This is a genomic window from Nonomuraea sp. NPDC049378 (genome assembly GCF_055586745.1).
Map to the genome: position 1 here is coordinate 1 of NZ_JBVJHP010000016.1, position 15,365 is coordinate 15,365.

Sequence of the window (15,365 nt, forward strand, 5' to 3'; positions counted from 1 at the left end):
TCCTGCGCAAACTCCGCTGCTGCCCACTTCTCGCAGGTCAGCTCGTCAAAGCGATCCTCGTCCTTCAGCTCCGTGAGGCTGGATGAAAAGCATTCACTAGAACGGTCCCGCGGGGCTCATCCAAGGTAGCTTGATATAAGCGCTACCTTGCGGATTGTCGTGTCTCGTCCATCCTCTGGCCCATTTACGAACCTGGTAGCCGATGTTGTGCCGGAAGCAGCTTTCGTCGTTCGCGCCATTCTCGTCGTAATAGACGATCACATCAGGAGGGCCCGCGCCCTCCGGGTCGACGACGATGGCCGGGCTGTAGGGGTCACCCCACAAATCGCAGATGATGAAGTGATTCTGGTTCGGCCCGTCGTTGCACCAGGTGGTCTTTCCGACCGTCCTGCCATCAGAATTCACCAGCGCCCACCAGCCCGTGCAGGTCTCGTTCGCCGAGACCTCGTCCTGCTGGGATTTATAGGAAAACTCCGGAGTATCGGCCGCGCTGTATGCGGCTGCGGGCGCGATTGTCATGCCCACCAGCACTACCAGTGGAAGTACGAGAGCACTGACGACGCGCCGCCAGGCCGTGAAACGTGATAAGCCGGTCACTTCTCCTCCTGTCTTTCGGGATGTACGCGATGAACATCGTCAGTATCTTCAGTGGAAGTGACCATTTCCAGGGCGAGATCCGGACAATTTTGAGGTGTTGCATAAGGACATGGCAAAGCCCGGCGCAACTTGACCGATAACCTCTTTTCGCGCGCCGAGCCGAGAGTGGGGGCCGGCCTTCCGGTTCGACACAACGCCCGAAAGCCACCTTGCTGGTCTCTGCCTGCGCGGTGCCATCGTGTGGATCCGGAGCCTGCGCCCCCACCTGAAGATCCGAACTTCGATGCAGGTCCTAGTACACCTCGATCCTGTCCATGCTGATCACAGTGTTGCTCGAGGCGGGATTCCTGTCGCCCGTGACGCGCACGCGCAGTGTGTGGGGCCCGGCGGGCAGGACCGGGCTCTTGTAGTTGAGGTGTTCGCCGACCCGGATGCCGCTGTAGTAGTCGACGCGTTGCTCGGGACCGCCGTCGATGGAGATCGCGGCGATGCCGTTGCCCACGTCGCGTACGCTCAGCAGCGCGATCTGGGTGCCGGTGAACTGGATGGTGGCGGTGGCGCCCGCCTGGCCGCTCCAGTGGTCATTGCCCCAGAAGCACTGGATGCCGCAGGCGGACCCGGACTTCCACGTGCCCGCGTACGTGACCTGCGGGTCGGTGTCGTTGATCACCGAGGTGGTGGCACCCGGGTCCCCCGAGGGCAGCGCCCGGGTGGCGCCGGCGCCGCGCGGGCGGCCGAAGTTCGGGGTGCCGTCGGCGTTCCAGGTGAACTCCTGCACGCGGGTGGTGCGGAAGGAGTACGTGTAGGTGCTGGTGTTCTTGGCGTGGTAGGCGATCCAGTCTTCGGTGCCGTCGGGCGAGCGGAAGAACGAGTGGTGTCCCGGCCCCCACACGCCGCCGGCGTCGTGGCGGGCGAACACCGGCCCGGCGTGCTGCCTCCAGTTGGCGGCCACCATCGGGTCGGCGCCGTTGGCGATGCTCTTCATCCAGAGCTGGTAGTCGGGCTTGCCGGTGTCGCAGGTGGAGTAGGTCAGGAACGTCCGGCCGTTGCGGTAGAGCGGGGTCGGGCCCTCGCGCACCTCGGTGCAGCCGCCGTTCGCCGGGATCGCGACCCGGCCGCCGGTGACCGTCCAGGGGTTGCTCATGCGGGCGATGTAGAGCTGCTGGGGGCCGGTCATGCCGCGTCCCGGCCCGCTCCAGACGAAGTACTGCTGCCCGTTGTGGGTGATCGGCTCGCCGTCGATCGCGTACTCGCCGAAGTCGGCGATCCTGGCCTTGAACGCGTACGGGCCCATCGGGTCGTCACCGGCCGACTCAAGGACGTACATGCGGTGGTTGGCGCCGACCCCGTCGGAGGCGGTGTAGTAGATGTACCAGCGCGAGCCCACGTGACGGAAGGCCGGCGCCCACATCTGCTTGTTGCGGCTCGGATCGCTGTCGCGCCAGACCACCTGCTCGGGGGCGGCCAGCAGGGTGGCCAGGCTGGGCGACTTCCAGATGCCGATCCGGTCGCCGCGGGTGGTGGCCACGTAGTAGTTGCCGTGGTGGTACATGAGGCTGGGGTCGGCGCTTGCGTTGACCGGGTTCCGGTACGTCAGCGTGAGCTGGGCGGCGGTTGCCGAGGCAGGTCCGACCAGCATGCTCAGGGCGATGGCCGCGAGAGCACACCACAGTGATAGGCGGGGCATCGGGGTCTTTGCTCCATTCTGCCGGGCGAGTTTTCTGGTGATCGGTGTGAGCGTCGTGCCGGGACACGCCATCGGCGCGGAGCCCGACGGGCTCCGCGCCGATGATCAGCCGTTGAGGCCGAATAGGTCCTTGATGAACTCGACGAAGATCGAGATCCGCCCCTCGTTCTGGCGCACGTCGTCGATGGCGTTCACGACGGTATAAGCCCGGTAACCCAGTCCCTCGGCCTCGTCCTTCCCCAGTTCCTTCGCGATGTGGAGGCTCGGATTCTTACCTTGTATGCCAGCCCATGAGGGAGTTCGCCGGCCTTCGGTGACGCGGCGGCCGTTGATGATGATGCTGAGTGGCTGACGCCCCGGCTGTGGCTGGGTCACGGGTTGGCGTTGGGCCTTTGGCGGTGACGGCCGATGTCTTGCGCGGTGGCTGGTCGGGCGTTTTGCTGGGGGTTCTCGACGGGCGCGGACCGGAGGTTTGCCGGCTCGCCTGCTGGGTGCCGGCCGGACCGCGGGTCGCCCCTTGGCGATTGCCCTGGGCTGGGCGGCCCGCCGCCTGGCCCGCGCAGCGGCCGCCTTGTACGCGTTCGCCACCGCCTTCTTGATGGCGTCCGCGATGGCGCGCCGCCGCGCCGCCGCGCGAGCCCTCTTGGCGGCCGCTTCCAACGCCCTTCTTCTGGCTTCAGCGGCCCTGCGGAGCCTCGCTCGCTCGGCGGCCGCCCGCCGCTGCGCCTCTTGGCGGGCCTTGGCCCGCCTGGCGGCGGCGTTGGCTATCCTCTTGGCGACCCAGCGGGCCCCGACCCTGACCACGGCGCCCACGATGAACCAGACGAGCTGGCCGTCGGGGTCGCTCGCGCTGACCGGGCTGTTGTTGGCGTAGGCGTAGGCGTTGAGCTGCTGCGGATCGCCCTCGTCGATGATCGGGTCGACCGAGATGAAGCGGCCGAGCTTGGGGTCGTACTCGCGGGCGCCGAGGTGGACGAGGCCGATCTCGGTGTCCTGGGTGCCGCCGACGAAGCCGCGCTGGCCGGGCCACCACGGCGGTGGGGCGCCGCGATCCTCGCCGAACGGTGTCTGTCTCCGTATCGCCACGTCACCCGTGCCGGCGTTCACCGCGGCCTGTGCGGTGCCCTGGTGGTCGTTGGCCAGGAAGTACACCTGGTTGTCCGGGGCGCGCACCGCGATGGGCTGGTTGTCGATGGTGTAGTAGCGGGTCTGCTCGACGACGTCCTTGGCGTAGTCGAAGCGCAACTCCATGTCGTCGATGTAGAGGGTGGCGTCGGTCGGCGTCCTGCGGAGCAGGCGGTCGCCGTCGGCGCTGTAGAGGAACGAGGTCGTCTTTCCGGCCTCGGTCACCGACTCCAGGTTGCCCTCGGCGTCCCACACCAGGCTCTGGTCGGACGTGCCGACCTTGCGCCTGGTCGTGTTGCCCGCCGCGTCGTAGGCGAACAGGTCCGCGCCGACGCTCTGCAGCGCGTGCGGCTGCTTGCCGCCCGCCGCCGGATAGGCGTAGTTCCGTACTTGTTCGCTTCCGCCGCCCCAGGCGTGCTTGGTCTCCTTGGTCCGGTTGCCGGTGACGTCGTAGGCGTAGCTGACCGCGTACGGGGCCACGCCGCCGATCTTGTCCGACTGCGGGGTGCCGCTGGCGCAGTCGTCGGTGGCCGTCCACGCCGAGGTCAGGCGGCGCAGGTGGTCGTGCTTGAAGCACTGCGTGTCCTGGCCGCTCGCCCTGTCGGCGATCTTGGTGATGTTGCCGACCTCGTCGTAGCTGTAACGGAGGTCCAGATCGCTGGCGGTGGCACCTGCCCGGTCCAGGCGCACACCGGTCAGGCGGCGGGTGCCCTCGTCGTGGGTGTAGGTGAGCCAGGTCTTCCTGTCGCCCTCGCCCAGCTCGTACTGGAGGGTCTCACCGAGCTTGGAGTAGCGGGCCGCGCTGACGTACGCCGACAGGCCGGCGACCTTGGTCGGCTGGCCGAGCGCGTCGTAGCTGTAGGCGACCTGCTCCTCGGCCAGCCCGCCCGCGGCCGGGAAGCTCACGGACTGCACCTGGTCATCGAGCGTGTAGCGGGTGTTGAGCAGGTAGGAGCCCGCCAGCTTGCCCTCCCGTGCCGGGATGGTCACCGTCTGGCGGAGTGCGCGGTAGTCGGCGTCGACGGCGTTGATCTCCGCCTTGTATGCCTGCCCGCCCGCGTACCGGATGCTGGCGTTCATGTGCCCCTTGGCCAGCGCGTCGTACTTCCACTCGGCCAGCAGCGTGCCGGTCTCCGCCCCGTCGCGTAGCTGCGTCTTGCGCCCGAGGGCGTCGTAGCCGTACCAGAGCGTCTTGCCCCGCGCGTCGGTGGTGGAGACGACCTCGTCGGCGTCGTTGTACGTGGTGGTCGTGACGCCCCTGTCCGGGTCCTCGGTCCTGATCTCCCGTCCGCGCAGGTCGTAGTGGTGGCGCCAGACGTTCCCGGCCGGGTCGGTCACCGTGGCCAGGCGGCCCGCGGGGTCATAGGTGTACTTGGTGGAGTCGTACTCGCCGGTCGGCGTCGCGCCCTTGTACTGGCGCAGTTCGATCAGCCGGTCCTGCGCGTCGCCGATGCGGGTGGTCGCCGTGCCGCCGGCGGGCGGGGTCACGTGGATCCGGTCGCCCTCCCGCTTGACCGAGACCTCGAGCTTCTTCACTCCCTTTGATGTGAGCGCCTGGGACGCCACCTCACCGGTGCCGTCGAAGAAGGACTCCACCTGGGTGGGAACGTCGGTGTCGGCCGGCTTCGGCAGCAGCTCGGTGGAGGGGGCTCCGGCGGCGAAGTAGCCGGTGTTCTGCTTGAACTGCTCGCCCTGGGAGTTGTAGAAGGTGTCGGTGATCGTACGGCCGTCGCGCAGGGCCGGGTCCTGGGTCTGCTCGTCCCTGGGCGCGGGCTCCTGAGTCTGGCGCTCGCGCATCAGGCCGTCGTACAGCTCGTGGCTGGTGATGTAGGTCGTGTCGGTGAGCAGCGTCTTGGTGGTGACCACGCTGGGTCCGTCGGACCGCACGGTGTAGGAGTACTCCGTGCTGGGCGACTGGCCGGCCGCCTTGCTGCGGTCCGGCTGCCAGACTTTGACCAGGCGGCCCAGGGCGTCGTGCTCCATGTCGACGCGGCGGTTGTTCGCGTCGATCTGGGCGATGGGCTCACCCCACGCCGGCTCCAGGATCGTGCGCAGGCGGTGGCCGAGGTGATTGGTCTCGGTGACCTCGGTCGCCAGGGCGCCCGTGGCCGGGCTGTAGGCGATCGTGGACGTGGTGCCGACCGCATCGGACTTGCTGGTCTCGCGGCCGTAGACGTCGTACGTGTGCGTGCTGTCGGTGATCGTCTGCCCGTCACCGGAGACGACCTGCTGCACGGCGGTCACGTCGCCCTTGCGGGGCGCCTCGCCGACCGGTTGACCGTCGTACTGCACCTTCTCGTCGGAGATGATCTCGCCGGCGGCCAGCGTGGAGACCGCGGTGCCGCAGTTCGCCGCGACCTTCTGGATACGGCTGGGGTAGTCGAGCATCCAGGCCGTGTCGTTGCGGGCGTAGAACATGTGGGTGCACTGGTCGTCATCGGTCGAGGCGAGGTCGCCCTTCTCCTCGACCCAGGTGAGCATGCCCGCGCTGTCGTACAGGCGGTTCTCGCCGGTGCGCCGCCACTTGCCGCCCGCCAGGGCGGTCCGGGTGACCATGGAGTCGGCCTCGACGATGTGTGCGGCCTTGGTCACGCCGCCCTGCGTGGACTCGGCCGTCTTGACCGACCACGGCTTCTCGGCGGTGGCGGTCACGATGGACCCGCCGTCGCCGTCGAAGAGGATCTCCTCCCGCTCGAAGCCGGAGTACTGGTCGAGGTCGTCCAGCTTGACGCCCTCGGAGTCCTCGACCTGCGCGCTGCGCTTGGAGCCGTCGGCCTTCCTGTCGCCGTGCATGCCGCGGAAGTAACGGAACTCGGTCAGCGTGCGCTTGGTGTCCTGGCCGTCGCCCTCGCGCACCCGGACCCGGCCGAAGCCGCGGAAGTCCGCCCACGTGCGGTGCTCCGGCTTGACCAGGATGTTGTCGGCGTAGTGCCAGGCCGCGCCCTCCAGGTACTCATAGTTGGTCTCCACGTTGGGCGAGCCGGCGACGAGGTCCACCTGCAGCGTCTGGGCCACCACGTACTTGTGGAACCAGTCGCTGACCTCTTCCTCGTCCGGCGGTGACCAGCGCTGCGGGAAGCACAGCTTGGCGTTGTCGTCGGCGACGGGCAGCGCATCGGGCTTGCACTCGGCGGTCTGGTACTTGACCCGCAACTCGCCGCCGGACCCTTCGCGGACGGATTGCACACGCCACTTGTACAGCGGGGCGCGGCCCTCTTTCGCGTCCACCCGGTTGGCCAACTGGACGCCGGCGAACGTGGTCTTGGGCAGTGCGATCGTGCCGCCCACGTGACCGGTCTGCTGGATGGACGCCAGCCACAGCGCCGGGCTGAGGCCGTCACCTGGGGCGGGGAACTGATGGGTCAGCTCCCAGGAGTCCACCGGGCCGTAACCGCCGGCCGTCTTGAGAATCTGACTGCTGACCTTGGTCAGCCGCTTGCGGCTGAAGAACGTCGGCGCCAGCCGGTCGGTGCACTTCACGCCCGAGTTGCAGATCTGGTCGAACGGAACGTCCGGCCAGTGGCTGGCGGTCTCCTTCTTCAACTGGTCGGGTGCGCAGGTCACGGTGCCGCTGGGCAGGCAGCGCTCGGCCACGTCGAAGACCACCTGCGCGGCGGGCGACTTGGTGAACAGCTCGCTGGACAGGTAGCCGTAGTCGATCCGGTTGAGGTACGCGGCCCGGTCGTACACGGTGCCCAGCTCGGGCTTCATGTTACGGCCGTAGTAGTTCTTCTCCTGCGTGTACCAGTACGTGGTGGCGTTGCCGTGCGTGTCCACCGCGTAGTCCAGGTTCCACCGATACGCCTGCTGGCACCACGCGTTGGCCGGAGTACTGGAGTAGCAGGGCTCCCCGCTGTTGTTGCCGAACACCGGCACGTTCTGCACCGACTTCGTTTCCGGCTTGCCGGTCGTCCAGCCGGGCAGCCGGTTCAGGCCGAAGGTGTACTGCGTGCCGTCCAGTGCGGTGACCCGCCAGTGCTCACCGTTGTTGTCGCCGTTGGCGGCGCCGGTGAGTGCCTCGATCCGGGTGCCGTCGTCGCGCTTGGGCCGCCACTGCTTGGTGGTGGCGTCCTTGACCAGCTCGACGGAGGAGTTGCCCAGCGACATCGTGGCGTTGTCCTGGTCCCAGCACAGGTCGCCGGTCTTCTTGCCGTCGATCATGCACGACTTGAAGCGGCGCTCGATGTAGCCGCTGGGGTTCAGCTCGAAGCCGTCACCGGCCCAGGACGCCTGGTTGTTGGTGGAGGCGGTACGGCCGTCCACGCTCTGCGAGGAGTAGGCGAGGGAGAGCTCCGGCTCCTCGCCGCCCAGCGCGGGCGGCGTACGCATGTCGTAGCTCCAAGAGAAGTCGCCGGTCTGCGTGCCGACGCTCCACGCCGACGACGGCGCGAGAGAGGTGGCCGAGTGGTCGCCGGACTGACCCGAGGGAGCCGCGGCCAACGCATAGACCGCACCCGTCTCGACCTCGGCGGTCAGCGTGCCCTTCCCGGCGTCGTTGCTGGACGAGACCGGCTCCGACTGCGGGCAGTTCGCGAGGGTGGCGTCCTTGAGCGCGCAGTCCCGCACCTTGACCAAGCGCAGGCGGGCGCCGTAGTCACCGCCATAGGCGTAACGGAAACCGGAGTAGTCGATCTCCAGCCGGGTCTTCCGCGTCTTCGTGGCTTCCTGCCCTGGTGAGACCCGCATCGCCAGGCCGAGACGGTCGGTCTCCAGTAGCTCGACGCCCACCGGCTCGGCCGCCGCCTTCGCGGCCCGCTCCGGGGCCAGCCGTACCGGGAAGCCCTCAGGCGGCGTGCTCGCCGTGCCCAGCTCCACCTTCTGCGGTTTGGGCCAGGCCACGCCGGGTGGCGCCTTCCACGCGTGCTTCTGCACCGGATTCGCCAGCGGCGGGCGCACCGGGACCTTCTTGCCCGTGACCGGTACTTCCTGCTGCGTGGCCGGGGCCTCGCGGGGTGCGGCGTACGCCGGCATGGCGTTCACCAGAGGCACGATCAGGACGATCGACAGGACGCCCGCCAGCCTGCGCGGCCAGGGAGACTCGGGCTTGACCTTCCAGGAGCGGTTCCAGGAGGGAGAGGGAATGTCGGGTTCGTCGGGGGCGTCGGATCGCTGGAAACCATTCCAGCGGGATTCGGGCAGCTCTAACTCATCCCATGATTCCATGAGCCTTCTTCTCTCGGAAATGCTGGTCGGGACTATTGGGCGGCGAGTTGGATGATCTGCTCGTCGGTCAGAACGCCGTCATAGGTGCGGACGTCGTCCACGGTCCCCGGCCAGTAGCCGGTGAACCCACCCGCCGCCTTGGTGCGTCCCAAGTGCAGCAGGCCAGTGGCGTTCCAGGCGCTCACGTGCTTGGTGACGGTGCCGGTGGACAGGCGCCCGTTGACATAGATGCGCAGCTCACCGGCCAGCGCGTCGTACACGCCGGTGATGTGGGTCCACTCCATCGAGTTGGGGACGGGGCCGGAACGGGCCCCGACGGGCACGGCGGTGTCGGTGTCGGTGGGGGCCATGGCGAAGGCCCACCGCGTATGCTCCTTGTCGAATCCGAGCTGGAACCCGGCGGCTCTGTCGCCCGGCTGCGACACGAACGCCTTGTCGCGGGAGGGCAGATAGTCGAGCTGGGTCCATGCGGCGACGGTGAAGCTGGTAGCGGTGTTGACCGCGGGCGCGGCGGCGTGGGCCTGGCCGCTGAAGCCATCGAACGCCAGGGCTCCGTCCAGCCAGCCGGGCGTCCAGGTGGAGATCCCGTCCAGGCCCAGCGCGGTGGCTCGTCCCGAGGAGTCGGCGGCCGACCTGCCGGACTCCTCGTCCAGCTTCCAGTGGCCCACCAGGGTGACGGCGCTGGTGACCAGTTCGGCGACTTCAGCGGCGAAGATGACACGGCCGTAGACCCGCACCTCGTCGAGGTCTCCGGACCAGTGGTCGGAAGGCACCCCGCCGTTCTTCCCGCGGCCGATCGTCAGCGGGCCCGTGGCGTTCCAGGAGGGCGGGACGTCGGCGGTGGACTGCAGCCGGCCGTTCACGTAGAGCGAGATCTGGCGGGCTGCTCCGTCGTAGACGCCGGCGAGGTGCGTCCACTCGTTCAGTCTGGGCGCGGCGGTGGACAGGGCACGGATCGGCGCCGCGTCGGTGTCGGAACCGGTCATGGCCAGCGCCCAGCGGTCCTCGGCCTTGGTGTACTGCAGGGCGAACGCGCCCGTCCTGCCGCCTTCCTGGGTGACGGCCGTGGCGGAGGCGGCGTTGCCGGTCAGGCGGGCCCAGGCGGTGACGGCGAAGTTGCGGCTGGTGTCGATGACGGGGCCGGAGGTCTGCGCGTAGGCGCCGGCCAGCTTGAGGCCCGTGCCGGTCTTACCGGGCGTCCAGGTGGCGCCGTGCAGCGTGGCCGGGTGGGCGCCGGTGGCGTCGGCGGTCACGGTGCCCTGGCCCTCGTCCATCCGCCAGTGGCCGCTCGCACGTTTGCCCGGGTTGACCATGAAGACGTAGGTACGGATGGGTCCGAGCTGGCCCGCGCGGTCCTTGCTGCGTACGGCCAGCACGTTCGGGCCTTCGTGGTGCGGCGTCAGCGTGACGGTGGCAGTGCCGTCCGGTCGGGGCGTGGCCACCGTCGTGGGCGTGGAGTCCAGGCCCCAGACGTAGGCGGACACGTCGGCCACGCCGTTCGGGCCGAACGCGAACGTGCCGGCCATGCCGACCCCATCGCTCCACGCGTTCTCCGCGAACTGGGGCGAGGACACCGTGGGCTCGCGGCCGGGGGCGGTGGCGTCCACGGTGGCCTCGCACCAGGGGCTCCACTCGCTGGTGGCGATGCCGTCCTCGGCCCGCACGCGCCAGCGGATCAGCTCGCCGTCGGCGTACCGGGCCCGCGGGATCGTGGCGGAGAAGGCCGTGCCGGAGGAGCCGAGCGGGGTGACGTACTCGCCGGCCTTCACCCCGGCGGCGTCGTACCACTCGAAACGGCCTTGGACCGAGCTGTCGTCGTCCTTCAGCTTCGCCCACAACTTGGGCGCGGGGGTGCTGATGATCGGGCGGTCGTCACCCGAGACGCACGGGCCGCCCGGATCCGACCACACGTCGGCGGCCACGGGGGCGGCGGGGTAGGAGTTGTAGTCGATGACGACGACCGGGTTGTTTCTGAACTTCTTCCAGTAATAGGGATCCACCTCGTTGGGAGACTTAAGGGCGACGGTGGGGTGCACCCATTTCAGACGGGCGGCGTCGGCGAACCACGAGGTGACGTCGAACTCCACTCCGCCCGGCGCGCACTCTCCCGTGCCGTAGCCCTTGGCCACGCTCACCGTGTCGAGTTTCCGGGTCCACGGCGGCTGGTTGAGCCATGTGGTGCTCGCATTGACATTGCCGGTTCCCCACGCCTCGACAGCCCTTTTCCCGCACGAGTACGACCACGTCTCGAACGCGCGCAGTGTCGCCTTGATGACGTGCTTGCCGTGGATGGTCGTGCCCGAGTTGATGTTGAAGAACGAGCGGTTCTTCTGTCCCTCGACATAGCCCACCCTCGCGATGTCGCTGGAATTCAGGTAATTGCTCTTCGGATGGTTGCTCCAGACCGCGGTCCAGGAGCCGCGGGCGGCGGTATAGGACGGGTCCAGGTAGACGGGGAACTCGGTCTGCGGATCCGTCATCATCTCGCGGTCCGGCTTGAGCCGCAGTCGCCCGCCGGCCAGCTCCACGCCCATGGTGGCCTCGCGCGCCTCGGGGGAGCGCCCTTCCTTGAGCGCCTGCGGGCTCGTCATCCCCTTGGAGTCCCACATCTTCGGGGTGGGCGCGATGAAGATCGTGCCCTTGCCCTCGTCGACGGCCTTCAGGTTGCCCGCCTTGTCCGACGTCAGCGTCAGGCCCTCGGCGGCGAGCGGGAATTCCAGCTCGGTCAGCTTCGCGGCGGCGGCTCTCGACTTGACCACCAGGAGGTGGGAGAAGCCGTCCACGTCGGCGGTGACCTGGAGGTCCACACCCGGCATGACCTCGGCGTAGGTGGCGGTGTCGCCCTGCAGCGTGGGCTTGGGCAGCCCGCCGCTCCAGCCCAGCTCCAACGACTTGGCGCCGCGGGACAGGTGGGCGAGGGGGGCCGACCCTCCGCCGGAGAACGTCAGGCCGACGGCGGCGGCCACGGGCTCGACCGCGCCGTCGGGACGCAGGCGCAACGTGGTGTCCACGGGGACCCAGCGGTCGTCCTTGCGCACGCGTACCGGGCGGACGTGCACCTCCATCGTGGAGGTGCCGTCGGGCTGGGCGAAGACCTGGCGGGTCTCGTTCGTCATCGACTTGACCTCGACCTGCCGGTTCTCGCGCCGCGCCTGGGCGGCCGCGGCCCGCTCAGGGGAGATCGTCTGGTCGTAGGAGATCGTCTGCGCGGACTTGGGTGCCGCCGGTGGCGTGACCGCCTGGACGACCGGATTCGGGGGGATGATCACGATGGAAAGCGCCATCGCCGCCGCACTTGAAAGACGTACAACCCGCACTTTGGCCTCGCCGGGATGGAGTGGGAGAGTGAGCGTGGTTTCATGCCGAACGGATCGGCCGGGCATTGACGATCTTCTGAATCGCCCAGCGAATTCTCACTCTCGCCCGAGTGTTCGGTCCAGAGTTTTGTTCCTTTTGCTCAAAAGTGCCCGATTAATGTCCTTTATATGCCCTCTTTCTGGCCTGGCAGCAGTGCCATTGATGGGGGACGATCGTTCATTGCCGTTCAATAGCCAAGGAGTCGCATATGACCGTGACGCCGCTCGCCGAATGCCGAAATCCGGCCGACATTGATTTCGACCCGGGGCCACCGGTTGCCGCGCCGCCGACGCGCACCAACGCCGAGCCGACGTTGGACGTTTTCGCCCGCGGCCCGGACAATCAGCTCTACCACCGCTGGTGGAAACCCGGCGTCTGGACCGGCTGGGAGAGCCTGCGCGGGGATCTCGCCGCGGGCGTCGGTGTGGGCACCCACAACTCCGGCATCCTGCACCTGGGAATACTCGGCCGCGACGGCAAGATCTACGACCGGTCGTTCACGAACGGCGGGCCTCCCATGCTGTTGAACGGGTGGAGCGGCTGGACCGAGCCCGGCACCGGATTGTTCAGCTCAGCGCCCTCGCCCACATCGTGGGGGACCGATCACTTCGCCATGTTCGCGCTGGACACCGAAGGCAAGGTCCGCCAGAACACCTATCGCTTCGGCGGTCCAGGCTGGACCGGCTGGAACGCGTTACCCGGCGACCGGACCTTCGGCTCCGCACCGGCGGCGGTCGCGTACGACGTCAACCGCCTGCACGTGTTCGTCAAGGGCACGCAGGATCGGATCTACGACATCCACCTGAAGCCGGAGGGCGGGTGGACCGAGTGGGCGCCGATCGGGACTCTCGCGGCGCTGGCGGGCCCGGCGACGGTGTCGTGGGGGCCGACGCATCTCGCGCTGTTCGTCGTGGGCCGCGACGACCGGAAGGTGTGGCACAACACCTACGACTTCGGGGTCGGGTGGGGCGGCTGGACCCAGTTCAGCGGCGGCGAGACCTTCACCGACGTGCCGGCCGCGGTCTCGCACGCGCCTGGCACGCTGAACGTGTTCGCGCTCGGCACGGACGGGCGCATCTGGGAGCGGCACCGGGTCCCGGCGAACGGCACCTGGACGTCATGGGTCTCCACCGGTGACCAGACGTTCACCTCAGGTCCGGCGAGTGCCTCCTGGAGCAACCGATGACCGAGCACCTGACCCGCCGCGACCTGCTCCGCCTGACCGCCGGTGTCGCCGGCGCCGCGGCGCTCCCGCCCGCGTTGTCAGCCGCACCCGCCTCGGCGGCTCAGGTCGGCGCGATCCTGCCTCAGGCGGCCGTCCCCGACCTGCTGGCCGATGACGTGTTCCCCATCGGCTTCTACTGGCCGCCGCCGCGGCGGCAGATCAACGACGAGCGCTATGACGAGATCGCCTCCGCCGGGTTCAACCTCGTTCTCGGCGGCAACGACGTCTACAACAAGAACGCCAACGTCAGGCTGCTGGAGGTCGCCGACCGGCATGGCCTTCGCGTGCTGGCCGTCGATCAGCGCATCAGCAGCGCGGTGCCCACGCCGGGCTATGCGGACCGGATCCGTGCGGTGCTGGAGGAGTATCAGCAGTACAACGCGTTCGCCGGCTTCCGGATCGTGGACGAGCCCAACCCCGTCACCTATCCGCGCTATCGCATGATCACCGATGTGCTGGCCGAGGCCGCTCCCAGCAAGCTGAGCCACCTCAACCTCGTGCCGGTGTACAACCCGGCCTGGGACCGGGCGTACGAGACGTATCTCGAGCGGTACGTCGAGCAGATCGCGCCGTCGTTCGTGTCGTTCGACCACTATCCGTTGCTGAAGGACGGCACCTTCAGGCAGACGTTCTTTCTCAACCACAAGCTGATCCGGGAGGCCGGAAACAGGGCCGGCCTGCCGACGTGGGTCTACGTCTGCTCGGTCGACCACGGCGTCATGAAGCGGCCCACCCCGGCCGAGCTGGCCTGGCAGATCAACATGGGGCTCGCGTACGGCTGCAAGGGGGTCAAGTACTTCACGTACTGGACACCGACCGCGAGACCTGACTTCGAGTTCGGAACGGCTCTGATCGACAAGGCGGGCTGCCAGACGCCGCTCTATGACGCGGCGAGCACGTTCAACCGGACGTTTCTGCAGCCGGTGGGGCGGCAGCTCAAGCACCTGCAGAGCAAGCAGGTCTTCCACACGGGGCCCTCCCAGCCGCTCGGTGCCGAGCCGTTCTCCGCCGCACGTTCCCGGGTGCTGAGTGCGGTGTCGTCGTCGCCGATGGTGCTGGGCGAGTACGAGCGGCCGACTGACGACGGGCAGAGCTGGATCTTCGCGGTGAACCGCTCGTACACCACGACCACCGACGTGTCGTTCACGCTCAAGCCGGAGGTGAGCTCCGCGGAGGTGTTCAGCCCTTCCTCCATTCCACACGTGAGGGAGTACGTTCCGGTGCCCCTCCGGGACGGGGGACGCACGTTCAGCGTGAGCCTCGCACCGGGCCAGGCGGAGCTCTACCGCTTCACCCGCCGCACGACCTGACAACCGGCGGGCCCAGGCCTCCGCGCCGGCCGGCCGGGCTTTCGAGGGGTACATCCGCAATGCCCGCCAAAAGCCCCGCCCTTGACCTGGTCACTCTGCCCTCCGATGGCAGAGACTCGTGCGACCTACGCGACTGGCGGGCCTGGCTTCCTGCCGCCGGAACGCATCACAATTCACATCGAGAGGCATACCTGCACATGACATCATCAACCGCGTGGTCGCGCCGTTCGGCGGTTCTCGGACTCGTGCTGGCCGTGAGCGCCACGCTGTCCGCCGGCACCGCCGTCCAGGCGTCGGCCTCCACGGCGGGGAGCGAGCCCACGTCGAGCACGGCGGCACCGCGTGTCAAGGTCTACGAGTTCGTCACCAAGACGGGCGGCTTCTTCTACACGGCCAACGAGCGGGAGAAGCGGACAGCCCTCCAGTACGGCTGGCGCCTCACGAAGACCCCGATGTACTACATCGCGAGCACGCCGTTCGCCGGCAGCAAGCCTCTCTACCGGCTGCGTTGGAAGAAGACGACCTCCTACATCGTCTCGACCACCGAGACGGAACGCGATCGGCTGGTCGCCACGGGCAACTACCACTACGACGGCACGCTCGGCTACGCACCCGCCAACCGGAAGGCCGGGGGCGAGGTGAAGGTCTGGCGCCTGTCGAGCAACAGTCGCTGGCGGTTGGCGATCGACGAGCACAAGGAGAGCATTCTGGCCAAGGAGCCCGGCTGGGAGCTCGACGGGTGGGTGTTCTACCAGTTCAGCAGCGCCGACTGAGGTAGCGGGCCACCTTCCCGCCGGGCCTCGGCGGACTCTCCGCCGGCTCTCCGAGGTGCGGATGAGCGAGGCCGGATAGGCGGCCGTCACCGGTGGGTCCCCTGAGCGCCGCTGGGGTGGGTGGGTGA

At 68.4% G+C, this 15,365-nt stretch carries 7 protein-coding genes; 3 read left to right on the forward strand and 4 right to left on the reverse strand.

The window, feature by feature from the left end; translation table 11 throughout:
- Window positions 1–96: 96 nt before the first annotated feature.
- The 4 genes from ACZ6SA_RS31565 to ACZ6SA_RS31580 all read right to left on the reverse strand — a co-directional run bounded on the left by ACZ6SA_RS31565 (window position 97) and on the right by ACZ6SA_RS31580 (window position 11,856).
- Window positions 97–597 (reverse strand): hypothetical protein, encoded by a 501-nt coding sequence (locus ACZ6SA_RS31565; protein ID WP_347643596.1) that lies wholly within the window; start codon window positions 595–597, stop codon window positions 97–99.
- A 292-nt stretch (window positions 598–889) separates the two neighbouring features.
- Complete coding sequence (locus ACZ6SA_RS31570) at window positions 890–2,284, reverse strand: glycoside hydrolase family 43 protein (RefSeq protein WP_465832266.1); 1,395 nt, start codon at window positions 2,282–2,284, stop codon at window positions 890–892.
- Between the two features lie 105 nt (window positions 2,285–2,389).
- Entirely contained in the window at window positions 2,390–8,572 is a 6,183-nt protein-coding gene (locus ACZ6SA_RS31575; RefSeq protein WP_465832268.1) for an RHS repeat domain-containing protein, read from the reverse strand.
- A gap of 32 nt (window positions 8,573–8,604) precedes the next feature.
- Window positions 8,605–11,856 carry a LamG-like jellyroll fold domain-containing protein gene (locus ACZ6SA_RS31580; protein WP_465832270.1) on the reverse strand — a complete coding sequence of 1,084 codons (3,252 nt, stop codon included), beginning with the start codon at window positions 11,854–11,856 and terminating at the stop codon, window positions 8,605–8,607.
- Between the two features lie 281 nt (window positions 11,857–12,137).
- Here ACZ6SA_RS31580 and ACZ6SA_RS31585 point away from each other — a divergent pair, with 281 nt between their 5' ends.
- The 3 genes from ACZ6SA_RS31585 (at window position 12,138) to ACZ6SA_RS31595 (ending at window position 15,237) form a co-directional block, all read left to right on the forward strand.
- Entirely contained in the window at window positions 12,138–13,115 is a 978-nt protein-coding gene (locus tag ACZ6SA_RS31585; RefSeq protein ID WP_465832272.1) for a DUF8189 domain-containing protein, read from the forward strand.
- Entirely contained in the window at window positions 13,112–14,464 is a 1,353-nt protein-coding gene (locus ACZ6SA_RS31590; RefSeq protein WP_465832274.1) for a hypothetical protein, read from the forward strand. Before ACZ6SA_RS31585 ends, ACZ6SA_RS31590 begins: the two co-directional genes overlap by 4 nt.
- Before the next feature lie 197 nt (window positions 14,465–14,661).
- Window positions 14,662–15,237, forward strand: a complete 576-nt coding sequence (locus tag ACZ6SA_RS31595; protein WP_465832276.1) for a hypothetical protein — start codon at window positions 14,662–14,664, stop codon at window positions 15,235–15,237.
- The last annotated feature ends 128 nt before the right edge of the window (window positions 15,238–15,365 follow it).